Source organism: Georgenia satyanarayanai, from assembly GCF_023715365.1.
In the GTDB taxonomy this organism is placed as follows: Bacteria; Actinomycetota; Actinomycetes; order Actinomycetales; family Actinomycetaceae; genus Oceanitalea; species Oceanitalea satyanarayanai_B.
In genome coordinates, this window is record NZ_JAMBNZ010000003.1 from 67,051 (window position 1) to 92,351 (window position 25,301).

Consider the following 25,301-nt stretch of genomic DNA (forward strand, 5'->3'; position numbering starts at 1 on the left):
CAGGCAGTGGAGTTCGACGTCACGATCGAGATCCCCAAGGGGAACCGCAACAAGTACGAGGTGGATCACGAGACCGGACGGATTCGCCTGGACCGGATGCTCTTCACTTCCACCCGCTACCCCGACGACTACGGCTTCATCGAGATGACCCTCGGCGAGGACGGCGACCCGCTCGACGCGCTCGTCCTCCTCGAGGAGCCCACGTTCCCGGGCTGCCTCATCCGCTGCCGCGCGCTGGGCATGTTCCGCATGCGCGACGAGGCGGGCGGTGACGACAAGGTGCTGTGCGTGCCCACCGGTGACCAGCGCGCGTCGTGGCGCACCGACATCGAGGACGTCAGCGAGTTCCACCGCCTGGAGATCCAGCACTTCTTCGAGGTCTACAAGGACCTCGAGCCCGGCAAGTCCGTCGAGGGCGCGCACTGGGTGGGCCGTGAGGAGGCGGAGGAGGAGATCCGCCGCTCCTTCCAGCGCGCCAAGGACGCCGGCTACTACGAGCACGCCGACCCGCACGGGCCGGGCCAGGCGGAGTAGCTCAGACCCGCCCGCCGTAGGGCAGGACGTTCGGCCAGTACATCGGGACGAGCTCGACGGTCTTGCCCGGCGACGGCGCGTGCAGGCGCATCCCGTCACCGGCGTAGATCGCCACGTGGTAGATCCCCGAGGCCGTGCCGTTGTTGGAGTAGAAGACGAGGTCGCCGGCCTGGAGCTGGTCGACCGGCACGCGCGTGGTGGCGGCGTACTGCGCCTTCGTCGTGCGCGGCAGGGAGATCCCGGCGCGGGCGAAGGCCGTCTGGGTCAGGCCCGAGCAGTCGTAGCCGTTGGGGCCGGCCGCGCCCCACACGTAGGGCTTGCCCAGCTGCGTGCGGGCCCAGTCCAGTGCGGCCTTCGCACCGCTGGACGACGACGGCGGCGGCTGGGGTGCCGGCTCCGGCTTAGGTTGCGGCTGGGGTGCGGGGGCGGTCGGCTGGGGGGCCGGGCGGGCGGGCTCGGGCGCGGGGCGCGTCGGCTCGGGCCGGGACGGCTGCGGGGCCGGCCGTGCGGGCTCGGGTGCCGGGCGCGACGGCTCGCCGTCGGGCCGTGACGGCGCGGGAGCCGGCTGCGCCGGGGCCGCGGGCCGGTCGTTGGCGCGGGAGGCGGCCTCCTGCTCGCGGGCGGCCTCGAGGGCCGCGGCGCGGGCCACCTCGGCCTCGCGGCGGCGGCGCTCCTGGTCCTGGGCGTCCTGGCGCTCACGCTCGAGCTCGGCCGTCGTGCCGCGCTGCTCGGCGAGCTGGGCGATGAGCCCCTCGCGGCGGTCGGCGGACAGCGCGAGCTGGGTCTCCGCCCCGCTGGCGGCGTCGCGGGCCTCCTCGGCGGCGGCGGCGAGCGCCGTCGTCGCGTCCTCCTGTGCCACGGCAGCCTCGTCGGCCCGGCGCTGGAAGGTGGCGGCCACGAGCTCGGTCGCCTGGAAGCGCTGGAGCGCCTCGTCGGCGCGGGTGCCCATGCGCTCGGTGGTGGTCGCGCGCTGCATGGCGTTCTCGAAGCTGTCGGCCGACAGGAGCGGCTCGATGGGTCCGAGGGCGCCGGGGCCGGAGCGGTAGGCGGACATCGCGATGCGGCCGATCTCGGCGCGCTGCTCCTCGACCTCGGCCTGGGCGGTCGCGGCGGCCTCGCGGGCCTCGTCGGCGCGGGCGGTGGCCTCGTCCAGGGCCTCCTGCGCGCCGAGGTACTCCTCGTTGGCCTGCTGGGCCCGGACGGTCGCGTCCTCGAGCCGGGTGGCGAGGCTGGCGAGCTCGACCTCGAGCTCGGCGACGCTCGAGGCGGTGCGCCCCTCCGCCTCGCGGGCGGCGGCGATCTCCTCCTCGCTCGGCGGTTCGGCCGTGGCCGAGCTGACGAGCATGCCGCTGGTGAGCGCGAGCACGGCGACGGACACCGCTGCCTGCCGCCGACGGTCCAACCAGCCCACAATGCCTCCTCTGCCGCCCACTGGGCGGCTCTCCCTCAGCGCCGGGACGGCACCGACGAACACGCTAGCGCCTCAAACCCCCTAACGGAACACCAGTCACAGCAGCCTCATAAGTCACATCCGTGTCATTCAGCCCTCCCAACCCGGACACCCCTCGCCGAGCGCTGACGCGGCCCCTACCCGCGCGAGCGCTGAGTTGTTACTGCGCGCGCTCCACCGCCCTCCCCCGCCCGCGGCGACGGATCCTTCTCCACCCCGTCGCAGCTCAGCGCTCAGCGTGGTGGGGGCGGGTGGGTGGGGGGTCCCCGCGCGGTGTCAGCGCGCGGCGTCCAGCGGCGTCCACGTCGTGGACATCGCCGCGGTGGCGGGTCCGCTGCGCGAGACACCCCTTCTCAGCCGCTCGCGGCGTTCCTAGGCTCCCCAGCATGAGCCGACGAATGTGCACGTGACGCTGCGCACCGTTGCCACGCCCGCCGCCCTCGGCGCCAGGCCCCCGTGCGCCACCGCCCCCTCCGCGGGACCGGCGTGACGGCAGGGAGCCGGCTCGCCCCCGCTCCCCCACACCCTGGAGAACCGACATGACCGAGTCCACCTGGTCCTTCGAGACCAAGCAGATCCACGCAGGCCAGCAGGCCGATCCGGCCACCGGCGCCCGGGCACTGCCCATCTACCAGACGACCTCCTTCGTCTTCGACAGCGCCGAGCAGGCCGCCAACCGCTTCGCCCTCGCCGAGCTCGGGCCGATCTACACCCGCATCACCAACCCGACGCAGGAGGCGGTGGAGAACCGCATCAACGCGCTCGAGGGCGGCGTGGGGGCGCTGCTCGTCGCCTCCGGCCAGGCCGCGGAGACCTTCGCGATCCTCAACATCGCCGAGGCCGGTGACCACGTCGTCGCCAGCCCCAGCCTCTACGGCGGCACCTACAACCTCCTGCGCCACACCCTGCCCAAGTACGGGATCACGACGACGTTCGTCACCGACCCCGACGACCCCCAGGCGTGGCGCGACGCCGTGCAGCCCAACACCAAGCTCTTCTTCGCCGAGACGATCCCCAACCCCAAGCAGGACGTCCTCGACATCGAGACGGTCGCCGGGATCGCCCACGAGAACGGCGTGCCGCTCGTCGTCGACAACACCGTCGCCACGCCCTACCTCATCCGTCCGCTCGAGCACGGGGCGGACGTCGTCGTCCACTCCGCGACGAAGTACCTCGGCGGGCACGGCACCTCGATCGCGGGCGCGATCGTCGACGGCGGCCGCTTCGACTGGTCCGCGGACCCCGGGAAGTTCCCCGGCTTCACCACCCCCGACCCGAGCTACAACGGCCTCGTCTTCAAGGACCTCGGCGCCCCCGCCTTCATCCTCAAGGCCAGGGTCCAGCTGCTGCGCGACATCGGTGCCGCCGTCTCGCCCTTCAACGCCTTCCTCATCGCCCAGGGCATCGAGACGCTGTCGTTGCGCATGGAGCGCCACGTCGCCAACGCCCAGCGCGTCGCGGAGTTCCTCGAGCAGGAGGACCAGGTGACGAAGGTCGGATACGCGGGCCTGCCCTCCTCCCCCTGGTACCAGCGCGCCCGCCACTACGCCCCCAAGGGCGCCGGTGCCGTCATCACCTTCGAGCTGGCCGGCGGCTACGAGGCGGGCATCGCCTTCGTCGACGCCCTCGAGCTGCACTCCAACGTCGCCAACATCGGCGACGTCCGCTCCCTCGTCATCCACCCGGCGTCCACGACCCACTCCCAGCTGGACGAGGCGGCCCTCACCGCTGCCGGCGTGAGCCCGGGCCTCGTGCGCCTCGCCGTGGGGCTCGAGCACATCGACGACATCCTCGCCGACCTGCAGACCGGGCTGCGTGCCGCTGCCGCGGTCTCCCAGGCAGCCGCGGCGGTCGTGGGCGAGTAGGACCGTGTCCTTCGAGGAGCGCCGCCCGCACGCGGTGAGTGGCCAGGCCGCCGCTCACCGCGTGCGGGCGCGCCTCGACCCCGGGGCGGTCCCGGCCACCGGGGCCTGGCGCCCCGCGCACGGCGCCGGGCAGCGGCGCTTCGCCGACCTCGGTGCCCTGCACCTCGAGGCCGGCGGGCGCCTCCCCGCCGTGACGCTGGCCTACGAGACGTGGGGTGAGCTCAACGCGGCCGGCGACAACGCCGTGCTCATCTGCCACGCGCTGACCGGTGACGCGCACGTCACTGGTCCGGCCGGCCCGGGCCACCCCAGCCCCGGCTGGTGGTCGGCGGTCGTGGGACCGGGGCTGGCGATCGACACCGACCGCTGGTTCGTCGTCGCCGTCAACGTCCTGGGCGGCTGCCAGGGCTCCACCGGGCCGTCCTCCCCCGCACCGGACGGCAGCCCGTGGGGCAGCCGCTTCCCCAGCGTCACCGTCCGCGACCAGGTGGCCGCGGAGATCGAGCTCAGCGACCTGCTCGGCATCGGGCAGTGGGCCCACGTCGTCGGCGCCTCCATGGGCGGTCACCGGGTGCTCGAGTGGGCCGCCACCGCGCCCTCCCGGGTCCGTTCGGCCGCCGTCATCGCCTCCGGCGCGCAGACGACGGCGGACCAGATCGCGTGGGCGCACGCCCAGATCGCCGCCATCGAGCTCGACGCGAACTTCCGCGGCGGCGACTACTACGACGCGCCGCCCGGGCACGGCCCGCACGCCGGCCTCGCGCTGGCCCGCCGAATCGCCCACACGACCTACCGCAGCGCCGAGGAGCTCGAGGCCCGCTTCGGGCGCCTGCCCCAGCACGCGGAGGAGCCGCTGCTCGGGGGCCGCTTCGCCGTGCAGTCCTACCTCGACCACCACGGGACCAAGCTCGCCCAGCGCTTCGACGCGAACAGCTACCTCACCCTCACCCGCTCGATGCTCACCCACGACGTCGGCCGGGACCGGGGCGGCGTCGAGTCGGCGCTGGCGGAGGTGACGGCGGACGTGCTCGTCATCGCCGTCGAGTCCGACCGTCTGTTCCTCCCGCACGAGTCCGAGCGGATCGCCGCCGGCGTGCCCGGCTCCGGGCCGGTCCGCTACCTGCGCTCCCCCTACGGGCACGACGGGTTCCTCATCGAGCACGACCAGGTCACCCGGCACCTCGGCGGCTTCCTCAAGCAGGTCGCTCGGTCCTGACGCGTGCGTCCGGCGCCCGTCCGGGCGACCATGGGCGGGTGCCGAGCATCCCCTTCCTGCGTCCGACCCCCGACGTCGAGGACGCCCCCGCGGAGGTGGACGTCTACGACCCCGACGCCGCGCTCGAAGACCTGCCCGTCGCGCCGGTGGGCCGCTGGGGCCCCGACGTCCTGGGTGACGGCTTCACGGCCCGCACGGTGGAGCTGCTGCCCGACGAGGACGGCCCGGTCGTCGCGACCGTCGTGCGCTACCGGCCCGAGGACGACCCGGAGGGGCCGCCGCCCACCCCGCCGCGCTTCGTCATGCTCCACCTGCACGGGTGGAACGACTACTTCCACCAGCGCGAGCTCGCCCGCCGGTGCGCAGCCGACGGCGCCGCCTTCTACGCCCTCGACCTGCGCCGGTACGGGCGCAGCCTGCGCCCCGGCCAGCTGCGCGGGTACGTCGAGTCCCTGTCCACCTACGACGAGGAGATCCACGCGGCGCGTGACCTCATCCGTGCCGACCACCCCGAGCTGGGTGACGTCGTCCTCATGGGCCACTCGACCGGCGGCCTCACGGCCGCGCTGTGGGCGCACCGCCACCCCGGCGCGCTGCGCGCGCTCGTCCTCAACGCCCCGTGGCTGGAGCTGCAGGGCTCGTGGATCCTGCGCACGCTGGGCCAGCCGGTCATCGAGAGGCTCGCCCGCTACCAGCCCACGGCCGCCCTCCCGCTCAAGGACCTCGGCTTCTACAGCCGCGTCCTCGCGGGGCGGGCGGCGGGCGCGCACGGTGAGGACGCCCTGCCCGAGCTCAGCCCCGAGGAGCTCACCGACCCGGCCCACACCGGTTGGCCGATCGAGCGCGCCTGGCGCACGAGCCCGAGCGCCCCGATCCGGCCCGGCTGGCTGGCGGCCGTCCTGGCCGGTCACTCCCAAGTGGCCGCCGGCCTCGACATCACCTGCCCGGTGCTCGTCCTCGTCTCGGACAAGTCGCTGTTCGGGCCGAGGTGGACCGAGCAGATGCGCATGGCGGACACGGTCATCGACGCCGAGCTCACCGCGCGCCGTGCCCCCGGCCTGGGACCACTCGTCACGGTCGCGCGGGTGCGCGACGCCGTCCACGACGTCCTGCTCTCCCCGGCGGCCGTCCGCGAGGGGGCCTACCGCGAGCTCAGTCGCTGGCTGCGCGCCTACGCCGCCGCCTGAGGCCAGGTTCCTCGGCCCGGCGGCGCTCGCTCTCGCGGACGGCTCGCAGCTCCTCGCGCGCCTCGTGCAGGCTCGGGCCCTCCGCACCGAAGCGCCACGCCTCCCACGCCTCTGCGGCGACCGGCTCGCCGACGACGGCGGAGGCCGCGGCCTCGGGCGCCGCGAAGGAACGGCCCGCGACGATGATCCAGCCGTCGGGCCGGAGCGTCGCCTCCCCGCGGTGGCCGTTGCGGGTCCACACCAGGGTGACGGGCTCGCCGAGCATCACCCCGATGCCGAGGAGGTCCTCGTCGGGCGTGGCCGGCTCGTGGCCGGCGGGAACGGGCTGCGGCGCCGCGTGCGCCGGTGCCGCGTCGTCGGCTCGCGCGGGTGCCGCGTCCGCGGGTGCGGCGTCAGCGGCGGGGGCGTCCGCGGGTGGCGCCCCCTCGGACCCCGAAGCGGCGGCACGCCGCCTGCGGGCGCGCCGCCCGAGGGCGGGTACCGGCTGGGGCTGCGCCTCCTCGGCGGCGGGCGGTCCGGGCAGCGCCGAGGACGCGGCCTCGAGCGCGGCGACCGTGCGGCCGGGCAACAACCACGGCAGCGGGGCGACGGGGACGCTCACCTCGGTGACGTCGAGGAAGAGCCGCCCGCTGGACATCTGCCGGACGGCGAGCTCGTGGACGACGACCCCGGCGCCGGCGAGCGCGTCCAGCGCCCGCCGGGCGTCGTCGTCGATCTGCGCGGCGACGACGTGCACCCGGGCGGTGACGACCGTCCCGACCGGCTGCGACTCACGGAAGGCGTTCCAGTCCCGGCGGAAGGCCCCGACTCCGGAGGGGTAGCTGCGCGCGACGTCGATCCAGCCGCGCTCCGCCGAGTGCCCGGCCCGTCCGAGGGCGCCGACGAGGGCGTGGGCGTCCAGCCGCTCGAGCACCTCGACGCTGACGACGTGGCCGGCGGGGTCCATCGCGGTGAGGCGCGGGGCGCCGTCGTCGTCCCGCCAGGTGACGGGGAGGACGGGCAGCCGGAGCATCTCCAGCACCTGCGCCCGGACGGCGTCGAGCACGGCCGGCTCGACGGGGTCGGTGACGGCGTGGCCGATCTGTGCCGGGATCAGCTGGCCGGCCTCGAACTCGAACAGCGGCATACTCGACCTGAACTCTCGCACCGTGGGGACCGGTGCCATCTTCTCATGCCACCCCCGCCTCTCGAGGGCCTCGGGCCCCGCCGAAAGTACGGTTTCAGCGCCTCTCCCCGGCGAGGAGCTGGGCGAGGTGGATGCCCTGGCGGCCGGCGAGCTGGGCCGCCTGGGTCCGGCAGGAGTAGCCGTCGGCGAGGTAGACCGACTCGGCGCCGGCCTCCCGCAGCGCGGGCAGCAGGGCGTTCTCGGCGACCTGGACCGAGACGTCGTAGTGACCCTTCTCCATGCCGAAGTTCCCCGCTAGCCCGCAGCACCCGGCAAGCCGGGTGACCCGGGCCCCGGCCTTGGCGAGGATCGCCGCGTCGGCCTCCCAACCCATGACGGAGTGGTGGTGGCAGTGCGGCTGGGCGACGACCTCGAGGCCCTCGAGGGACGGCGGCTGCCAGTCCTCACCCGGACCGAGCGGCGCTGGGGCGGTGAGCAGCTCGGCCAGCGTGTGAGTGCCCTCGGCGATCATCCGCGCACGGGGGTCCTCCGGGAAGAGGTCCAGGAGGTCGTCACGCAGCACGCCGGTGCAGGACGGCTCCACGCCCACGATGGGCACGCCGTTCGCGGCGAAGGGCGCGAGCACCGACATCGTGTGCTCGAGCTGACGGCGGGCGCCGTCGAGCTGGCCGGTGGAGATCCAGGTGAGCCCGCAGCAGGCCTGCTCCTCGGGCACGAGCACCTCGTACCCGGCGTCCCGCAGCACCCGGACCATCGCCCGGGCCCCGGCGCCGTCGAGCGTCTCGGAGAAGGAGTCCGCCCACAGCAGCACCCGCCGCGCCCCCCCGCTCCCCCCATCACCGCATATGTCGGAATTCTGCGGCTCGGAGTGGCTCTCAGCCTGCGTTTTTCCGACATATGCGGAGGGGGTGGTGTGGTGCTTGGCCCACCTCGAGAAGCGCTGTGTTGTGAAGGACACCATCTCCCGCCTTGGGTCCATGCCGCCTGCTCGCATCACCAGCTTCGCGACGGGGCGCACGCCGAGAACGGCGTTGACGAGGCGCGCGACGGCCGGCACGCGGGTGATGAGCCCGGCCCAGCGCGGGAGCCAGCCGAGGGCGTAGTGGGTGACCGGCCGCAGGCGGCGCCGGTAGCTGCGGTGGAGCACCTCGGACTTGTAGCGGGCCATGTCGACGCCGGCCGGGCAGTCGCTCGAGCAGGCCTTGCAGGACAGGCACAGGTCGAGGGACTCGTGAAGGGCAGGGCTGCGCACGTCGGCCACGAGAGTGCCGTTGGCCAGCTCCTGCAGCATGCGTGCCCGACCGCGGGTCACGTCCTTCTCGTCCTTTGTCGCCCGGAAGGACGGGCACATGAAACCGCCGGCGGCGGAGGTGTCGGCGCGGCACTTGCCCACACCGGTGCAGCGGTGCACCGCACGGGTCATGTCTCCGCCGTCCTCGTGGAAGGTGAAGCCACCGGCCACGGGCAGCAGCGGCCGGGCGTGGGGCCGGCGCAGGTCCGCGTCGAGCGGGCGCGGGCGCACGAGCACACCGGGGTTGAGCTGCTCGGCCGGGTCGAACAGTGTCTTGACCTGCCCGAAGAGGTCGATCGTGCCGGGGCTGTACATGAGCGGGAGCAGCTCGCTGCGGGCGCGCCCGTCCCCGTGCTCCCCGGACAGCGAGCCCCCGTAGGAGGTGACGAGCTCGGCGGAGGCGACGAGGAAGTCACGGGACGGGGCGATGCCGTCGGGCGTCTCGAGCGGGAGGTCGATGCGCACGTGCATGCAGCCGTCACCGAAGTGCCCGTACAGCAGGCCGTCGACGCCGTGGTCGGCCATGAGCGCCTCGAAGTCGCGCAGGTAGGCGCCGAGCTTCTCCGGCGGGACGGCGGCGTCCTCCCAGCCCGGCCACCCCTGGGCACCGGACGGCGTGCGCCCGCCCAGCCCGGCGCCGTCGGCGCGGATCCGCCACAGCGCGTCGGCCTGCGGCCCGGCCGGCACGACGGCGACGGCGTCGGTCCCGGCGTCCGCGGCGAGCCGCCGTGCCCGCTCGAGAGCGTCGTCGTTGTCCTCGCCACCGACCTCCACGAGGAGCCAGCCGGCGCCGCGCGGCAGCTCGGGGACGGCCTGCGGCCCGTGGTGGCGGCGCACGATGTCGACGAGCCGCGCGTCGATGCCCTCGACGGCGAGCGGGCCGTGCGCGAGGAGCGCGGGCACGGCATCCGCCGCGGAGGCCATGTCCGGGTAGCCGAGCGCGACGAGCACCGGCGCGCTCGGCACCGGGACGAGGTCCACGGTCGCGCCGAGCACCGTGACGAGCGTGCCCTCGGTACCGACGAGCATCCTGGCGAGGTCGGCGCCGTTCTCCGGCAGCAGGTGCTCGAGGCTGTAGCCGGAGACCTGCCGCTTGAAGCGGCCCAGCTCGGTGCGGATGGCCGCGAGGTTGGCGCGGACGAGCCCGTCCAGCCCCGGGACGGCGTCGAGGCTGCCACGCCCGGCGGTGAAGGAACGTCCGGTGCCGTCGACGACGTCGAGGCTCGAGACGTTGTCCGCCGTGCGGCCGTAGGCGACGGCGTGCGGCCCGCAGGCGTTGTTGCCGATCATCCCGCCGAAGGTCGCACGGTTCTGGGTCGAGGGGTCGGGTCCGAAGCGCAGCCCGTGCGGTTTCGCGGCGCGCTGGAGGTCGGACATGATGACGCCGGGCTCCACCCGCGCGGTGCCGGCCTCGGGGTCGAGCTCGAGGATGCGGTTGACGTGACGGGAGAAGTCGATGACGACGCCCGGGCCGATGGAGTTCCCGGCGATCGACGTCCCGCCGCCGCGCGTGGTGACCGGCGCGCCGAGCCGCCGCGCGGTGTCGAGGGCGGCGCGCGCGTCGTCGACGTCACGGGGGATGACGACGACGTCGGGCACCACCCGGTAGTTCGAGGCGTCCGTGGAGTACAGGCCGCGGTGGAGCGTGTCGTCGTGGACGTCGCCGTCGACGGCCCGGCGCAGGGAGGCGACGAGGTCGGTGCGCTGGTCGGGCACGAGGTCGGTCACCCCCCGATCCTGCCACCTGGGCGGTGTCAGGGGCCGCACCGTCCGTCAGGTGCGAGGACCCACGTGCCGCTCGGCGGGCCCGACGTAGGCGGACAGGGGCCGGATGAGGGCGTTGTCCGCGGCCTGCTCCATGACGTGCGCGGCCCAGCCCGTCACCCGTGCCGCGACGAACAGCGGCGTGAACGTCACGGCGTCGAAACCCATGAGGTGGTAGGCCGGCCCGGAGGGGTAGTCGAGGTTGGGCCGGATCCCGGTGCGGGCGACCATCGCCGTCTCGAGCGCGTCGTACAGCGCGAGCAGCTCGTGGCGCCCGGTGTGGTCGACGAGCCGGTCCAGCGCCGCCTTCATCGTCGGGACCCGCGAGTCGCCGTGCTTGTACACCCGGTGGCCGAAGCCCATGACCTTGCGCTTCTCCGCGAGCGCCCGCTCCACCCACTCCTCCGCGCGCCCCGCCTCGCCGACCTCCTCGAGCACCGCCATGACCGCCTCGTTGGCGCCCCCGTGCAGCGGCCCCTTGAGCGCGCCGATCGCGCCGACGACGGCGGAGTACAGGTCCGCGCCGGTGGAGGTGATGACCCGTGCGGTGAAGGTCGAGGCGTTGAAGGAGTGCTCGGCGTAAAGGATGAGGGAGACCCGGAAGGCGTCGATGACGACGGGGTCGGGGACGTGCCCGAAGGTCATGTTGAGGAAGTTCTCGATGAACCCGAGGTCGGGACGCGGCTCGACGAGCTCCTCGCCGCGTCGGCGCCGCTGGTCGTAGGCGATGACGGCGGGGATCTGGCTGAGCAGCCCCACGGCCTTGCCCTCGTCGGTGCGGCGGTCGCCCGCGTGCCGGTCGTTGGCCCCCAGGACGCTGACGGCGGTGCGCAGGACGTCCATCGGGTGCGCCGTCGCCGGGACGAGGTCGACGGCGGCCCGCACCCGGTCCGACAGCGCCCGCTGCGCGCGACCCTCCCCCTCGAAGGCGACCCGCTCCAGCGGCGTCGGCAGCTCCCCGTGCCACAGGAGGTAGGCGACCTCCTCGAAGGTGCAGCGCTCGGCCAGCTCCTGCACCGGGTAACCGCGGTAGAGCAGCGAGCTGGTCCTCGGGTCGACCTCCGAGATGGCCGTGGTGTCGGCGACCACGCCCACCAGGCCCTTGCGGATGTCCTCGCTCATGGCTCGCTCCCTCGCGGTTCAGAGACGGAAGTTGTAGACGTCGGCGTCGAAGTGGGCGTAGGCGGAGTAGTCGAGCAGCTCGTAGAGCCGGGCGCGGGTCTGCATGGCCGCGACCTCCTCGCGCAGCGAGCCGTCGCTGCGCAGCGTATCGAGCCCGCGCTCCGCCGCACCCATGGCGAGGCGCAGCAGGGAGACGGGGTAAATGACCATCCGCACCCCCGCCGCGGCGAGCTGGGCGGTGGTGAAGAGCTCGGACTTGCCGAACTCGGTCATGTTGGCCAGGACCGGGACGCCGACGGCGGAGGCGACGGTCTCGAACTCCTCGAGGCTGGCCATGGCCTCGGGGAAGACGGCGTCCGCCCCGGCGTCGACGAGCGCGCGGGCGCGGTCGACGGCGGCGTCGAGGCCGTCGACGGCGCGGACGTCGGTGCGCGCGACGACGAGCAGGCCGGGGTCGCGGCGGGCGTCGACGGCGGCGCGGATGCGCCGCAGCGCCGTCCCCTCCTCGACCACCTGCTTGCCGTCGAGGTGCCCGCAGCGCTTGGGGTTGACCTGGTCCTCGATGTGCAGCCCGGCCACGCCGGCGTCCTCGAGCACCTGGACCGTGCGGGCGACGTTCATCGGCTCGCCGAAACCGGTGTCCGCGTCGACAAGGGCGGGCAGCTCGGTGACGCGGGCGATCTGGCCGCTGCGCGTGGCCACCTCGCTCAGCGTGGTGAGTCCGATGTCCGGAAGGGCGAGGTCGGCGGAGAGCACGGCGCCGGAGATGTAGACGCCGTCGAAGCCCCGCTCCTCGATGAGCCGGGCGGACAGCGGGTTGAACGCCCCCGGCAGCAGGAGGAGGTCCTCCCCCGCGAGGCGCCGCCGCAGGGCGGCACGCTTCTCGTGGGCCGGGGTGGTCGCGTGGAGCATCAGAAGATCCCCTCCGGTGCGGTGACGGACGCGAGCAGTGCGGGCGGAGCGGTGACGGTGAGCCCGCCGAGCTCCTCACCGGTGAGCTCGGGCAGCCGCTGCGCGACGTCGAGGAAGCGTTCGACCTCGGCGGGCTCGAGCACCCCCTCGGTCAGGGAGCGGAACTTCGCGATGTACTGCGCGCGGCCAAAGGGACGCGCACCGAGGGGGTGGGCGTCGGCGACGGCGATCTCCTCGATCACCCGGGTGCCGTCGGCGAGGCGGACCTCGACGCGTCCACCGAAGGCCTTCTCCGCCGGGTCGTGCGAGTGGTAGCGCCGGGTCCACTCGGGGTCCTCGGCCGTCGTCACCCTGTGCCACAGACCCACGGTGTCCGGCCGGGCGGCGCGCTCGGGAAGGTATGAGTCGACGTGGTGCCACCTCCCGTCCTGGAGGGCGACGGCGAAGATGTAGGGGATCGAGTGGTCGAGGGTCTCGCGGGACGCCTTGGGGTCGTACTTCTGCGGGTCGTTCGCGCCGGAGCCGATGACGTGGTGGGTGTGGTGGGAGGTGTGGATGACGATGGACTTGACGACACCGGGGTCGCCGAGCTCGGGACGCTGCTGGTGGAGGCGGCGGGCGAGGTCGATGAGCGCCTGCGCCTGGTACTCCGCGGAGTGCTCCTTGGTGTAGGTGTCGAGGATCGCCCGCTTCGGTGATCCGGGGGCCGGAAGCGGCACCGCGTAGTGCGCGTCCGGTCCGTCGAGGAGCCAGGCGATGACGCCGTCCTCCCCCTCGTAGATCGGCGCGGGAGAGGTTTGGCCGCGCATCGCCCGGTCGACCGCCTCGACGGCCACCTTGCCGGCGAAGGCGGGCGCGTAGGCCTTCCACGTCGAGATCTCGCCCTTGCGGGACTGGCGCGTCGCCGTCGTCGTGTGCAGCGCCTGCCCCACGGCGTGGAAGATCGTCTCCGCGTCGAGGCCGAGGAGCGTGCCCAGCCCTGCGGCGGCGGACGGCCCGAGGTGGGCGACGTGGTCGATCTTGTGCTGGTGCAGGCTGATCGCGCGGACGAGGTCGACCTGGACCTCGTAGGCGGTGGCCAGGCCGCGGACGACGTCGGCCCCGCTGAGCCCGCGGCGGGCGGCCGTGTGCTGCGCGACCGCGACGAGCGGCGGGATGTTGTCGGCGGGGTGGGAGTAGTCGGCCGCCAGGAAGGTGTCGTGGTAGTCGAGCTCCCGGACGGCCACCCCGTTGGCCCACGCCGCCCACTCGGGGCTCACCCGCTCCTCGGTGGCGCAGCCGAGGACCGTGGCGCCGGGCCGGTACGGGTGGGCGAGTGCCTGCGCCCGGGCGGCGACGGCAGGGGCTCGGGTGAGCGACGCCGTCGCGACCGCGGCGTTGTCGATGACCCGGTTGACGATCATCTCGGTGACGTCGCCGGGGACGGGGACCGGGTCGGTGGCGAGCTCGGCGATCTTCCACGCGAGCTGCTCCTCGCGCGGCAGCTGCGCCGCGCTGGCGTGGACGCGCACGTGGTGGGTGATCAGGTCGGCCATCGACTCTCCTCGTCCGAGCGGTGTCCCCATCCTCTCCCGAGCACCCGCCTGCGCATCACGACATCGCCGCCAAGATGCCGGTCGTTCAGTACGCTCGACATCGTTCGCGTGGTCGGGGACTCATCGGCCCGGGTCGCACGGGGGGGAAGTATGGGCAGCGTCATCGTCATTGGGGCCGGCATCGTCGGGCTGTCGACGGCGTGGCACCTCCAGGAGCGCGGGCACGAGGTCACCGTGCTGGACCGCACCGGCATCGCGGCCGGGTCCTCGTGGGGGAACGCCGGCTGGCTGACCCCGGGTCAGGCGATCCCCCTCGCGCACCCCAGCCTGTGGACCTACGGCCCCAGGGCGCTGCTGGACCCGGACGCAGCACTGCACGTCCCGTTCCGCTTCCAGCCCGGCCTGTGGTCCTTCCTCGCTCGCTTCCTCGGGCACGCGACGTCCCGCGCCTGGGACCGGACCATGGCGGCGTTGACACCGATCGACAGGCTCGCCCTCGAGGCCTTCGACGAGCTCGACCTCACGGGCGCCGGGTCGTGGACGCGTCCGGGGCCCTTTGTCGTGGGTTTCGAGGACGAGGCGCAGTCCCGTGGCTTCCGCGGTGAGGTGGCCGGAGCCGTCCGACACGGGCAGGACGTCCCCTTCGAGCGGTTGACGGAGCCGCAGGAGCTCGCGCCACAGCTGTCGGACGCCGTCACGGTGGCGTTCCGGCTCGACGGGCAGCGTTTCCTCGAGCCGGGGCCGTATGTCGAGGCGCTCGGCCGCGCCGTCGTCGAGCGCGGCGCCCACGTCCGTGAGGGGGTCGAGGTCACCGGTGTCAGCCCGACGCGCAGGCCCACGGTCGCGCTGGCCACGGGCGAGCGCACCACCGCGGACACCGTCGTCGTCGCGACCGGCGCGTGGCTCCCCCGGCTGGTCCGCCCGCTCGGCGTCCGGGTCCCGGTCCGGGCAGGACGGGGGTACTCCTTCACCGTCGCGACGGACTACCCGGCGCGCCACCCGGTGTACCTGCCGCACGCCCGCATCGCGTGCACGCCCTACCGGGGCCGCTTCCGCATCGCGGGGACCATGGAGCTGCGAGGGCCGGACGAGCCGTTCCAGCCCGGCCGCGTCACGGCGATCGTTCGGCAGGCGCGCCGGCTCCTCACCGGCGTGGACCTGGAGGACCGCCAGGACGAGTGGGTGGGCTCGCGCCCCGTCACGCCCGACGGGCTGCCGCTCGTCGGGGCAACCCGGGCACCCAACGTCTACGTCGCGGGGGGCCACGGCATGTGGGGCATGGTGCTCGGGCCCGTCACCGGACGGCTCCTCGCCGAGCGCATCACCACCGGGCGGACACACCCGGCGATCGTGCCCTTCGATCCGTTGCGCTGAACCGGCCGTCCCGCCCGCGGTTCCCGCTGTGTCAGCTGAAGCCGAGCTCCTCGGACAGCACGAGTCCGGCAGCGCCGAGCAGGACGCTGTCCTCGCCCAGGGACGTCGTGCGCACCGTGAGCCCCGCGCTGGTCACCGGCATCGTGCGGTGACGGACCATCGTGAGCATGCCCTCGGCCAGTGGCCCACCAAGGAGGTCGGTCCGCCCGATGAGCACGATCTCCCCGACGTTGAGGGCGGCCACGACCGGTGCCAGCGCGATCCCGAGCCGCCGCCCCACCGCTGCCAGCGCCTCGCTCCGTCCCGCCTCGTCCAGGCCCTCCACGCGGGCGCGGAGCGCAGGCAGGGACAGGATCGTCTCCAGGCAGCCCGTCCTCCCGCAGGCGCAGGGCAGGGGCGGCCCGAGCCGGTAGGGGTCGTGGATGTCGCCGTCACGCTCGTCCACCACCGTGAGGTGACCGACCTCGCCGGCCGCGAAGTTGCTGCCGCGCACGAGGTGGCCGTTGGTGACGACGCCCGCTCCCACGCCCTGTCCGACGTGCAGCGCCATGACGTCCAGGGGCCCCGCCCCGCCGTAGGCGAGCTCTCCGAGCACGGCCACATCGGCGTCGTTGGCGACGTGCACGGGCAGGCCGAGCACGCTCCCGAGCCGGGCAGAGAGCGGCACCCCGGTCCACCCGCGGTTGGGTGCGTCGACCACGGTGCCGGACGCGTCGATCACCCCGGGTGAACCGACACCGACGCCGAGGACCGGCATGGCGGCATCCGCGACGAGCTCACCGGCGAGCCGCTGGACAGCGTCGAGTGCGTCGGCACCACGGAGCCCGGCCGTGTGGGACACCCTCCGCGTGATGACCGCCCCGGACAGGTCGACGACCGCGCCGTGGACCTCGTCGCCTCCGGTGAGGTCCAGGACGGCGATGTGGAACTGCTCCACCCGCAGCCGGACCCGGGTCGCCGGCTTGCCGACCCGTCCCCTGGGCTCGGCCTCCAGCTCCTCGACGAGCCCGGCGGCGAGGAGGTCCTTGACGAGGTCGGCGACCGTGACGCGGGTGAGTCCGGAGGCGTCGGCGAGCCGTGTCCTCGTCGTCGGTCCGGAGTGGAAGAGGTGCTGGAGGACGAGGGAACGGTTGTGTGCCCGGCTGTCCTTGGGGAGGAGCTTCGCCGTCGGGCGGAGCAGGCGGCCGACCATGGAGGCAGTAGACCGATGCCCCGGGTTGCTGTCAACCGCCGCTCCGAGGACTGGGCTCAGCCCGACACGGCCATGGCGTCGATCTCCACGAGCATGTCCGGACGGGGCAGTCCGACCACGACCGTAGTCCGGCACGGCAGCACGTCCCCCGCGACAGCCGCGCCGACAAAGGCGGCGTAGGCCTCGTTCATGGCGGCGAAGTCCTCCTGGCGCGCCAGGTAGACACGGACCATGACGACCTCGTCCCACGAGCAGCTCGCTGCCGCGAGGACGGCCGTGACGTTCGCGAGCGTGAGCCGGGTCTGGGCGCGGACGTCACCGGGGTGCAGGTACTCACCCGTCGCCGCGTCCACCGGGCCCTGTCCCGAGACCTGGACCACCAGCCCGTGCCGGACCCCCTGGGAGAAGCTGTGCGCCGGCGCGGGGGCCTCAGCGGTGCGGATGGACTGCCGTGCGGTCATGATCTGTCTCCTGGGGTGGGGCGGCGGACGGTCAGAAGTCGGTGCTCACCAGGCCGATGACGCGGTCGTGCACGTCGGTGACGGCGGCGACGCGCCACTTGTCGAAGAGCGTGCACGGGTGGGAGATGCCCAGCCCGACGACGTCGCCGGTGGCGACGTCCACCGTGCCGTCCTCCGCACCCGGCCGCAGGTAGAGGTGCTGGTCGTCGAGCCGGTCGACGACGGGGCCGGTGAAGGGCTGCGGCGCGGACCAGCCGGTGCCGGTCCTGCGGCGCACCGCGGTGAGGACCGGCAGGTCGATGTCGTAGGGGACGTCGCGCCGTCCCGCACCGACGATCGCGAGGCCTGGCTCCGGGGTGGCCAGGACCTGCGCCCACACCGTCGCCGCGGGCTGCATGGCGGTGGGCTCGGGAAAGCGCGACCACGGGTCGGAGCGGGCGCACAGGCCGTGGTCGTGCGTGACGTAGGCGCCTGACCGCATGATGACCTGGCGCGCACGCGGCCCGGCGGTCAGGTGCGGCAGGACGACGTCCACGTAGGCGCTGCCACCCGCGCTGAGGACGGGGACCCCGCCGGTGCGCTCGTGGAGCAGGCCCTCGTCGCTCAGCGCGTCGGCGAGCGTGAGGAGGCGGCCGCAGAACTCGGCGACCGCGGCGCGGTCCCCCGTCCCGGCCCCCGCGGCTGCGGAGCCCTCGTACCCGGCCACACCCAGGACCGGGAGCCCGGCCCGGGTGGCTGCCCGCGCCAGGGTGGTCCCCGCGGCCACGTCGCGGACGCCCGTGCGACCGCCCGGCACCCCGAGCTCGACCACGAGACCGAGCCCCGCTGCGGCCGCCGGCCAGCGGTCGAGCGCGGCGCGGGCCGCGGCGACGACCTCCGGGCCGTCGACGTAGGTGAGGACCTCGACGGCCGAGCCACTGCCTCGTGCCGAGACGATGTCCGCGGCCAGCGCGGACCAGTCGCGCGGGTCGAGGATCTCGTTGGCGACGAGCACACGTTCCACGCCCCAGGACCGCACCGTGCGCAGCTGTCCGGCGTTGGCGACCGTCGCCCCCCAGGCGCCCACGGCGTGCTGGCGCGCGAAGAGCTCGCGGGACAGGGCGGTCTTCACGTGGGGCGCGTGCTCCGCGCCGTGCCGGCGACAGAGCGCGGCCATCGTCCGGATGTTGTGCGTGAGGGCCTCGTCGTCGAGGGTGAGCAGCGGCCAGGAGAAGCGGGCGTCGTCGACAGCGGGACGGCCGGCGAGGACCTGGTCCACCGTCGCCGGCGCCGTCAGACGCAGGCCCTTGGTCGTCGGACCGAGGGCGAGCCCGTCCCCGACGGGCTGCTCGCCGCGGGTGTCGGCGCTCATGCCGCAGCCCCGGCGCCCGCACGCAGCCCGCGGCCGGGCAGACGGCCGGTGAGCTCCCCGGCGCGCAGCACCGGCACGCCCGCCACGAGGACGTCGTCCACGCCGGTGGCGAGCCGGCGGGGCTCGTCGTAGGTGGCGTGGTCCTGAACCTGCGCCGGGTCCAGCAGGACCAGGTCGGCGACGGCGCCGACACCGACCCGACCCCGGTCCCCGAGCCCGAACCGGCGCACCGCCCGGGCGGAGTGGTGCTCCACCGCGTCCTGCCAGTCCCACTCGTCCCGGTCGCGGACCTGCTGCGCGAGGCAGCGCGCGAAGGCGCCCCAACCCCTCGGGTGCGGGTGGCTGCCCGCGTAGATCGCGTCGGACCCCGTCATGTGCGCGTCGTGCTGCATGAGCGTGCTGACCTCCGTCGTCGTGTGCTCGGGACCTTGGGCGAAGACCCCGCCGGCACGTAGCCCCGAGGCGAGGAGGATCTCGATGACCGCGTCCGCCGGCGTGCACCCGAGCCGGTCGGCCGCCTCGGTGAGGGCCAGCGCCTCGGTCCACGCCAGCTCCCCGGGGACCGCCGAGAGGACGACGCGCTCCCACAGGTGGTCGAGCCCGTCGAGGTGAGCGCGGACCGCCGCGCGCGTGTGGGGCCGCCGCAGCATCTGGACCGCCCGTGCGGGCTCGGCCACGGGCACCCAGCCGGGCAGCGCGAGCATCGACAGGATCGTCGCGCCGCGCAGGTAGGGGTAGGAGTCGAAGCTGACGTCGCGTCCGTCCGCGCGGGCGGCGTCGATGGCGGCGGCCAGTGGAGCCGCGGGCCCGTGCAGGTGCGACACGTGGGTCGCCGCGCCGGTCGTCGCACCGACCGCCACGACCTCCGCCAGCGCCTCCAGCGCGCGCTCCTGGTAGCCCCGCATGTGGGTGACGTGGGCCAGTCCTCGCTCGGCGAGCGGCGCGAGCACCGCGCACAGCTCGGCGGCGTCGGCGTACCGGGCGGGGGCGTACTCCAGGCCGGTGGACAGCCCGCACGCACCGTCGTCCAGCGCCTGCTCGAGGCGGTCGCGCAGGAGTGCACGCTCCGCGCCGTCGAGGGGGCGGTCCGCACCGCCCGCGACACCGTGCCGGAGCGTGCCGTAGGGGGCGAGGTAGGCGACGTTGACCGGCACCGTGGCGTCGTAGGTGGCCAGGAGCTCGGCGACGGAACCGCCGGAGAAGGTGGGGTGGACGCCGTTGACAGCGGCGAAGTAGTGGGTCGCCCAGGCCTGGGTGGCCTCGTCGGCCGGCGCCCACGAGACCCCGTCCTGCCCGACGACGACGGTCGTCACCCCCTGCCTCAGGAGCGCGTGCTGGGTGGCCCCTGCGAAGACGGCGGCGTCCGCGTGGGAGTGGGCGTCGACGAAGCCGGGGAGCAGGAGCCGCCCGTGCGCCTCCAGCCGCTCCGCGTACGTGCTCGCGGCAGCCGCGGGCCCGATGGCGGCGATCCGCCCCTCGTGGATGAGCACGTCGTGCAGGCGCTCGCCGCGACCAGCGAGGCGTGCACCGCGCACCTCGAGCCTCACTGCCCGGGTTCCTCGACGAGGCCGCCGGCACCGGCGAACCCGGCGGCTGCGAGCTCGGCGGACAGGTCACGGTGGTGGCCGGGCACGCCGGGTCGCTGCTGCCAGGGCAGCGGGCCCGCCAGTGGCCGGTACTCCACCCCCGCGGCCGCCAGCCGGGGCAGGTGGTGGGACCCCAGCCGCTCGAGGAAGTCCTCGGCTGCCGGGCTGCCGGGCGCACGGTCGGCGGGCGGGCTCCACACCGCTTCGGCGAAGGCGGCCAGGCGGGGGAAGAGCGCGCGGTCCACGGTCCGCGGGTCGTCCAGGTGCTCGGTCCACACCTGGGCCTGCGCACCCAGCAGCCGGCCCGGCGCGGCGGTCGCCGTCCCGACGGCGAGCTCGTCCTCGGCGCCCGTGGGCACGAGCTCGAAGGCGTACACGTCCTCCACCGTCCGGACGAAGCCCACCGGGACCGGTTCCTCGGGCCCGGCCCCGGCGCGGTGGTCGAGGTAGAGCACCTGCTCGGGCGCCATGACGACGTCGTGGCCGGCAGCCATGGCCTGCAGTCCCCGGGTCCAGCCCCGCCAGGAGAGCACGACGGCGTCCGTGGGCAGCTGCGGGCCCAGCGCCTCGTCCCACACGACCGCCCGGCGGCCGTGTCCGCGCACGTGGTCGCACAGCCGGGCGAGGAACCAGCCGTGGAGCTCGGCCACGTCCGACAGCCCGAGCTCACGGGCCTGCGCCACGATGTGCGGCGACGCGCGCCACGGACGCGTCGGCACCTCGTCACCGCCGAGCCCGATCCACGGGGAGCCGAAGACGTCGACGACCTCGTCCAGGACTGTCCGGAAGAAGTCGAGCGTCTGCGGCGAGGGGTCGAGCACCTCCTCGCTGATCCCCCACGTGGTCCACACCGGGACCGGTCGCTTGGTCACCCCGAGCTCGGGGTAGGCGGCGACCGCCGCCTGCACGTGGCCCGGCACGTCGATCTCCGGGACGACGGTGATTCCCTGCGCCCGGGCGTGGGCCACGACCTCGCGCAGGTCGTCCTGGGTGTAGTAGCCGCCGTGGGGGCGGCCGTCGGGGTGCCCGGAGCGACGGTCCCCGACCGTCGACTCGGTGCGCCAGGCCCCCACGCGGGTGAGCTCGGGGAAGTGGTGGACCTCCATCCGCCACCCCTGGTCGTCGGTGAGATGGAGGTGCAGGACGTTGAGCCGGTGCATCGCGGCCAGGTCCACGAGCCGCAGCAGGGCGGCCTTGGGCAGGAAGTGGCGCGCGACGTCGATGAGCAGCCCACGCCACTGGCTGCGCGGTGCGTCCACGACCCGGACGGCCGGCAGCTTTAACGGTGCCCGGTCCCGGCCGGTCGGCGCGACGCGGAAGGCCGCGCTCCCGGCGAGCTGTCGCAGGGTCTGGACCACAGCGTGGGCGCCGGCGAGGTCGTGGCACCGCGCCTGGACCCTCTCGGCGTCGACGGTGAGCTCATACCCCCCGGGAGGGGTGTCCGCTCCCAGGGTGAGCAGGAGCCTGGTGCCGGGCACCTCCTCGGGGTGGGCCACGACGTCGACGTCGAAGACGGCCTCGGTCCAGGTGGCCCAGGTGCGCGCCGCCGCACGCAGCGCGGGGTCGACGGCCACGTGGAGCTCACCCCGCGCCCGGAAGGGCGCACCCTCGCCGGGCACGGCCGTGGTGGGGGCTGGGACCAGGCCGCTCATGCCCCACGCTCGGCGGCGAGCTCGGCGCGCACCTCGTCGCGCAGGCGGCCGTGGCGAGACGGCTCGGGTGCCGCTGCGAGCAGCGCCTTGGTGTACTCGTGCTGCGGGTCCAGGATCACCGAGTCGGACGGTCCGCGCTCCACGACGACGCCTCGTCGCATGACCATGATCTCGTCGGAGAAGTGACGGGCGGTGGCCAGGTCGTGGGTGATGTACAGGACGCCGAGGTTGTCCTCGCGCTGGAGGCGGGCAAGGAGGTTGAGCACCCCGAGCCGGATGGAGACGTCGAGCATCGAGACTGGTTCGTCGGCGATGAGGAAGCGGGCCTCGGGCGCGAGCGCCCGGGCGATCGCGACGCGCTGCCGCTGTCCGCCGGACAGCTCGTGGGGCCGCCGGTCGGCGAAGGACCGCGCGGGAGTGAGGTTGACCCGCTCAAGAAGCTGCTCGATGTGGCTGTCGACCTCGCTCCGGGTGCGCGCCCGGCCGTGCAGCCGTAGCGGCCGCTCCAGGTGGTGGGCGATGGTGTGGAACTGGTTGAGGGAGGCGAAGGGGTCCTGGAAGACCATCTGGACCTCGTGCCGGTAGGCGCGCAGACCACGTCCCCTGGTGCTGGAGTCGTGCCCGTCAAGCAGGATGCGCCCGCTCGTGGGGGTGTCGAGCTTGGCGAGCATCTTCGCGACCGTGGACTTGCCCGAGCCGCTCTCCCCGACCAGCGCGATCGTGCGGCCCTGCTCCAGGAGGAAGGACACGTGGTCGACCGCGGTGAGTGGCGTCGTGCGCATGCCGTCGCGGACCCGGAACACCCGGGTGAGCTCACGGGCCTCAAGCGTTCCCATCGTTGCCTCCTGTCCGTACGAAGGATCCTCGTTCGCCGGTGAGGCTGGGGAAGGACCGCAGCAGCGTGCGGGTGTAGTCGTGCTGTGGCGCGGTGTAGATCTGCTCCGCCCTGCCGAGCTCGACGATGCTGCCCTCCCGCATGACGGCGATGCGGTCGCTGATCTCGAGCAGCAGCGGTAGGTCGTGGGTGATGAAGACGACCGCGAAACCGAGCCGTTCGCGCAGCCGCATGATCTCCCGGAGGATGTCGCGCTGGACGACGACGTCCAACGCGGTCGTCGGCTCGTCCATGATCATGACCTGCGGTCTCAGCGCGAGCGCCATCGCGATCATCACCCGCTGACGCATACCGCCGGAGAGCTGGTGGGCGAAGCTGCCGATACGGTCGGGGTCCATCCCGACGAGTCCGAGCAGCTCCCTGCTCGCCGTCTCCATCTCGCTGCGGGACATGCCCGGGCGGTGCGTCTGGAAGACGTCGAAGAGCTGGGCGCGGATGCTGATGACCGGGTTGAGCGAGTTCATCGCTCCCTGGAAGACCATGGAGATCTTGTCCCACCGGAATCGGCGCAGGGCGTCTCCGTCGAGGGAGACGACGTCGATGTCCGTCCCGCCCTCGTCGTGCAGGACGACCTCCCCAGCGGTCATGACTGCCGGTGGGCGCAGCAGCCGGTTCATGCCGTAGGCCAGGCTCGTCTTGCCGCACCCGCTCTCGCCGGCAAGTCCGAGGATCTCTCCCCTGTAGAGGGTGAGGGAGACGTTGCGCACCGCGTGGACGACCGGGGTGACCTCGTAGTCGATCGAGACGTCGTGCACGGTGAGGACCGCCTGCTGGCCAGGGCGCAGGTCCGCTGCCGTCGCTGTCACGTCCGTGGCGCTCATGCCGTTCCTCCACTCGTCGCCGGCTGCCGCGACGTGACGTCCCGGCCCTGCTCCTGGGCCTTGCGCACGCGGCGGGTCGTGGCGGGCACGTTGCGCAGCTTGGGGTTGATGATCTCGTCGATGGCGAAGTTGACGAGGGACAGTCCGGCGCCCAGCACCGCGATGAGCAGGCCCGGCGGGATGAACCACCACCAGCCGCCGCGAGAGATCGCCCCGCCGGTCTGAGCCTGGTTGAGCATGGTGCCCCACGTGAGGGAGCCGGTCGGTCCCAGTCCGAGGTAGGACAGTCCGGCCTCGCCGAGGATGCCGAGGATGACGGCGAAGAGGAACTGCGCCGCCACGAGCGGCAGGAGGTTGGGCAGGATCTCCACGCCGATGATCCGCCAGGTCTTCTCCCCGGCGACCTTCGCCGCCGCGACGTAGTCGCGGGTCCGCAGCGAGCGGGCCTGGGAGCGCAGGACCACAGCGGCACCCGCCCAGCCCGTGACGCCCAGGACGAGCGCGACCAGCCACAGGCTCCGTCCCGGGATGTAGCTGGCCAGCACGATGGTCAGCGGCAGGCCGGGGATGACGAGCATGACGTTGGTGATCAGCGAGAGCACCTCGTCGGTCCATCCGGAGAGGTAGCCGCTGACGATGCCGAAGATCAGGGACAGGACCAGGGCGATGGCCCCCACCGTCAGGCCGACGAGAAGGGAGCCGCGCCCCCCGTGGGCCAGCTGGGAGAGCACGTCGTGCCCCAGTGAGGTGGTGCCGAGCAGGTGCTCCGCGCTCGGCGGCGACAGCGACGGGTTGCCCTGGGAGACCGACGGGTCCTGCACGAGGTAGGGCCCGACCACCGTGAAGAGCACGATCGCTCCGGTGATGACGAGTCCGGTGACGAGCTTGGGCGAGCGACGGGGCAGCAGCTGGGCGAGCCCGCGTCGGGCGCGGGGCGCCCTGGGGGCCGGGGTGACGACGGCGTCAGCCATTGTGGCGAGTCCTCGGGTCGGCGAATCCGTAGAGCAGGTCCATGAGGAAGTTGGCGGCCAGCACGGCGACCGTGATGACGAGGAACACGCCCTGCATGAGCGCGTAGTCGTTGTTCTGGACCGACGTGATGAGCAGCTTGCCGATGCCGGGGTAGCTGAAGACCTGCTCCATGACGATGGATCCGGCGACGACGAAGCCCAGTGAGACGGCGAACCCGGCGATCGACGGGAGCGCCGCGTTGCGCACGGTGTAGGCGAAGAAGATCCTGCGGGGACGCAGCCCCTTGGCCTCGGCCGTGGTGATGTAGTCCTCGGCGAGGGTGGAGACGGTCATGTTGCGCATGCCGAGCAGCCACCCGCCCACCGCGCTGAGGACGATGGTCACCGCCGGCAGCGTGCCGTGGTAGATCGCGCTGCGGATGAAGGCCCAGCTCAGCTCCGGGCCGTCACGGAAGGTGAAGACGTCGTACCCGTGAATGATCGGCAGGTGGCCGAGCGTCACGGAGAACACGAAGACGAGGATGAGCGCGAGCCAGAAGTAGGGGATCGACTGCAGCAGGGTGGTGAAGGGGATGATGTGGTCCGCCCACGTCCCCCGCTTCCAGCCGATCCAGGCACCCAGTCCGATACCGATGACGAACGCGATGACCGTCGCGATCCCGACCAGGACGAGGGTCCAGGGCAGGGCCTGCGCGATGAGGTCGATCACCGGGGAGGGGTAGTTGGTGATCGAGACCCCCAGGTCGCCCTGGAGCAGCCGCCCCCAGTACGCGAGGTACTGCTGCCACAGACTGGCGTCCTGCTCGGAACCGAGGAGGAGCTCGACGCTCCTGATCATCGACGGGGTGACGTCACCGCTGCGCGCCAGGCGGGCCAGCATGATGGTCGCCGGGTCGCCGGGCAGCAGCCGCGGGATCAGGAAGTTCAACGAGATCGCCGCCCAGAGCGTGATCGCGTAGAACGAGAACCGGCGTACGTAGAACTTCACTGCCGTCC

General features: G+C 73.6%; 20 protein-coding genes. 5 read left to right on the top strand and 15 right to left on the bottom strand.

Annotated features, from left to right (window positions below; all coding sequences use genetic code 11):
- Positions 1-6 precede the first annotated feature (6 nt).
- Positions 7-534, top strand: a complete 528-nt coding sequence (locus tag M3148_RS04470) for an inorganic diphosphatase (RefSeq protein WP_251303472.1) — start codon at positions 7-9, stop codon at positions 532-534.
- Position 535: 1 nt separating this feature from the next.
- Here the strand turns inward: M3148_RS04470 and M3148_RS04475 are convergent, their stop codons facing one another.
- Positions 536-1,945, bottom strand: coding sequence for an NlpC/P60 family protein (locus M3148_RS04475; RefSeq protein ID WP_251303473.1), 1,410 nt, complete (start codon positions 1,943-1,945; stop codon positions 536-538).
- A gap of 578 nt (positions 1,946-2,523) precedes the next feature.
- Between M3148_RS04475 and M3148_RS04480 the strand changes: the two genes are divergently transcribed.
- The 3 genes from M3148_RS04480 to M3148_RS04490 are packed head-to-tail and all read left to right on the top strand — an operon-like array spanning position 2,524 to position 6,252.
- The gene (locus tag M3148_RS04480) at positions 2,524-3,849 is read left to right on the top strand and encodes a bifunctional o-acetylhomoserine/o-acetylserine sulfhydrylase (protein WP_251303474.1); all 1,326 of its coding nucleotides are present in this window, start codon (positions 2,524-2,526) and stop codon (positions 3,847-3,849) included.
- 4 nt (positions 3,850-3,853) lie between these two features.
- Complete coding sequence (gene metX / locus M3148_RS04485) at positions 3,854-5,065, top strand: homoserine O-acetyltransferase MetX (RefSeq protein ID WP_251303475.1); 1,212 nt, start codon at positions 3,854-3,856, stop codon at positions 5,063-5,065.
- 38 nt (positions 5,066-5,103) lie between these two features.
- Positions 5,104-6,252: an alpha/beta hydrolase gene (locus M3148_RS04490; RefSeq protein WP_251303477.1), complete on the top strand. Its 1,149-nt coding sequence runs from the start codon at positions 5,104-5,106 to the stop codon at positions 6,250-6,252.
- On the opposite strand, the gene M3148_RS04495 is transcribed toward M3148_RS04490, so the two are convergent.
- The 5 genes from M3148_RS04495 to M3148_RS04515 all read right to left on the bottom strand — a co-directional run bounded on the left by M3148_RS04495 (position 6,218) and on the right by M3148_RS04515 (position 14,002).
- Positions 6,218-7,378 (bottom strand): hypothetical protein, encoded by a 1,161-nt coding sequence (locus M3148_RS04495; RefSeq protein ID WP_251303478.1) that lies wholly within the window; start codon positions 7,376-7,378, stop codon positions 6,218-6,220. The two genes, M3148_RS04490 and M3148_RS04495, sit on opposite strands and share 35 nt — an antisense overlap.
- Before the next feature lie 94 nt (positions 7,379-7,472).
- Positions 7,473-10,397: an FAD-binding and (Fe-S)-binding domain-containing protein gene (locus M3148_RS04500; RefSeq protein WP_251303479.1), complete on the bottom strand. Its 2,925-nt coding sequence runs from the start codon at positions 10,395-10,397 to the stop codon at positions 7,473-7,475.
- A gap of 45 nt (positions 10,398-10,442) precedes the next feature.
- Positions 10,443-11,555: a bifunctional 2-methylcitrate synthase/citrate synthase gene (locus tag M3148_RS04505; protein WP_251303481.1), complete on the bottom strand. Its 1,113-nt coding sequence runs from the start codon at positions 11,553-11,555 to the stop codon at positions 10,443-10,445.
- Positions 11,556-11,573: 18 nt separating this feature from the next.
- Positions 11,574-12,467: a methylisocitrate lyase gene (prpB, locus tag M3148_RS04510; RefSeq protein ID WP_251303482.1), complete on the bottom strand. Its 894-nt coding sequence runs from the start codon at positions 12,465-12,467 to the stop codon at positions 11,574-11,576.
- Positions 12,467-14,002 carry an MmgE/PrpD family protein gene (locus tag M3148_RS04515; RefSeq protein ID WP_251303484.1) on the bottom strand — a complete coding sequence of 512 codons (1,536 nt, stop codon included), beginning with the start codon at positions 14,000-14,002 and terminating at the stop codon, positions 12,467-12,469. The genes prpB and M3148_RS04515 overlap by 1 nt, the downstream gene beginning before the upstream one ends.
- 150 nt (positions 14,003-14,152) lie before the next feature.
- Between M3148_RS04515 and M3148_RS04520 the strand changes: the two genes are divergently transcribed.
- Complete coding sequence (locus M3148_RS04520; protein ID WP_251303486.1) at positions 14,153-15,376, top strand: NAD(P)/FAD-dependent oxidoreductase; 1,224 nt, start codon at positions 14,153-14,155, stop codon at positions 15,374-15,376.
- A 31-nt stretch (positions 15,377-15,407) separates the two neighbouring features.
- On the opposite strand, the gene M3148_RS04525 is transcribed toward M3148_RS04520, so the two are convergent.
- Genes M3148_RS04525 through M3148_RS04565 form a run of 9 tightly spaced genes read right to left on the bottom strand, consistent with a single transcriptional unit; the run spans position 15,408 to position 25,293 of the window.
- On the bottom strand, positions 15,408-16,568 hold the full coding sequence (locus tag M3148_RS04525) for an ROK family transcriptional regulator (RefSeq protein WP_251303488.1): 1,161 nt from the start codon (positions 16,566-16,568) through the stop codon (positions 15,408-15,410).
- Positions 16,569-16,624: 56 nt separating this feature from the next.
- A complete protein-coding gene (locus tag M3148_RS04530; RefSeq protein ID WP_251303490.1) occupies positions 16,625-17,029 on the bottom strand; it encodes a RidA family protein in 405 nt (134 codons plus the stop codon).
- Positions 17,030-17,060: 31 nt separating this feature from the next.
- Entirely contained in the window at positions 17,061-18,380 is a 1,320-nt protein-coding gene (locus M3148_RS04535) for an alanine racemase (protein WP_251303491.1), read from the bottom strand.
- Positions 18,377-19,927 (bottom strand): N-acyl-D-amino-acid deacylase family protein, encoded by a 1,551-nt coding sequence (locus M3148_RS04540; protein ID WP_251303493.1) that lies wholly within the window; start codon positions 19,925-19,927, stop codon positions 18,377-18,379. The genes M3148_RS04535 and M3148_RS04540 overlap by 4 nt, the downstream gene beginning before the upstream one ends.
- Positions 19,924-21,618 carry a beta-N-acetylhexosaminidase gene (locus M3148_RS04545; protein WP_251303495.1) on the bottom strand — a complete coding sequence of 565 codons (1,695 nt, stop codon included), beginning with the start codon at positions 21,616-21,618 and terminating at the stop codon, positions 19,924-19,926. Before M3148_RS04545 ends, M3148_RS04540 begins: the two co-directional genes overlap by 4 nt.
- Positions 21,615-22,454 carry an ABC transporter ATP-binding protein gene (locus M3148_RS04550; protein ID WP_251303496.1) on the bottom strand — a complete coding sequence of 280 codons (840 nt, stop codon included), beginning with the start codon at positions 22,452-22,454 and terminating at the stop codon, positions 21,615-21,617. The genes M3148_RS04545 and M3148_RS04550 overlap by 4 nt, the downstream gene beginning before the upstream one ends.
- Positions 22,441-23,334: an ABC transporter ATP-binding protein gene (locus M3148_RS04555; RefSeq protein ID WP_251303498.1), complete on the bottom strand. Its 894-nt coding sequence runs from the start codon at positions 23,332-23,334 to the stop codon at positions 22,441-22,443. Before M3148_RS04555 ends, M3148_RS04550 begins: the two co-directional genes overlap by 14 nt.
- On the bottom strand, positions 23,331-24,305 hold the full coding sequence (locus tag M3148_RS04560; protein ID WP_251303500.1) for an ABC transporter permease: 975 nt from the start codon (positions 24,303-24,305) through the stop codon (positions 23,331-23,333). The genes M3148_RS04555 and M3148_RS04560 overlap by 4 nt, the downstream gene beginning before the upstream one ends.
- Entirely contained in the window at positions 24,298-25,293 is a 996-nt protein-coding gene (locus M3148_RS04565; protein WP_251303502.1) for an ABC transporter permease, read from the bottom strand. Before M3148_RS04565 ends, M3148_RS04560 begins: the two co-directional genes overlap by 8 nt.
- Between the last annotated feature and the right edge of the window lie 8 nt (positions 25,294-25,301).

What these genes read in the sequence shown, in the direction of transcription:
- M3148_RS04480 (WP_251303474.1), top strand. Translation starts at nt 2,524, where the DNA reads ATGACCGAGTCCACCTGGTCCTTCGAGACCAAGCAGATCCACGCAGGC.
- M3148_RS04495 (WP_251303478.1), bottom strand. Translation starts at nt 7,378, where the DNA reads ATGCCGCTGTTCGAGTTCGAGGCCGGCCAGCTGATCCCGGCACAGATC.
- M3148_RS04505 (WP_251303481.1), bottom strand. Translation starts at nt 11,555, where the DNA reads ATGAGCGAGGACATCCGCAAGGGCCTGGTGGGCGTGGTCGCCGACACC.
- prpB (WP_251303482.1), bottom strand. Translation starts at nt 12,467, where the DNA reads ATGCTCCACGCGACCACCCCGGCCCACGAGAAGCGTGCCGCCCTGCGG.
- M3148_RS04515 (WP_251303484.1), bottom strand. Translation starts at nt 14,002, where the DNA reads ATGGCCGACCTGATCACCCACCACGTGCGCGTCCACGCCAGCGCGGCG.
- M3148_RS04520 (WP_251303486.1), top strand. Translation starts at nt 14,153, where the DNA reads ATGGGCAGCGTCATCGTCATTGGGGCCGGCATCGTCGGGCTGTCGACG.
- M3148_RS04525 (WP_251303488.1), bottom strand. Translation starts at nt 16,568, where the DNA reads ATGGTCGGCCGCCTGCTCCGCCCGACGGCGAAGCTCCTCCCCAAGGAC.
- M3148_RS04530 (WP_251303490.1), bottom strand. Translation starts at nt 17,029, where the DNA reads ATGACCGCACGGCAGTCCATCCGCACCGCTGAGGCCCCCGCGCCGGCG.
- M3148_RS04535 (WP_251303491.1), bottom strand. Translation starts at nt 18,380, where the DNA reads ATGAGCGCCGACACCCGCGGCGAGCAGCCCGTCGGGGACGGGCTCGCC.
- M3148_RS04545 (WP_251303495.1), bottom strand. Translation starts at nt 21,618, where the DNA reads ATGAGCGGCCTGGTCCCAGCCCCCACCACGGCCGTGCCCGGCGAGGGT.
- M3148_RS04550 (WP_251303496.1), bottom strand. Translation starts at nt 22,454, where the DNA reads ATGGGAACGCTTGAGGCCCGTGAGCTCACCCGGGTGTTCCGGGTCCGC.
- M3148_RS04555 (WP_251303498.1), bottom strand. Translation starts at nt 23,334, where the DNA reads ATGAGCGCCACGGACGTGACAGCGACGGCAGCGGACCTGCGCCCTGGC.
- M3148_RS04560 (WP_251303500.1), bottom strand. Translation starts at nt 24,305, where the DNA reads ATGGCTGACGCCGTCGTCACCCCGGCCCCCAGGGCGCCCCGCGCCCGA.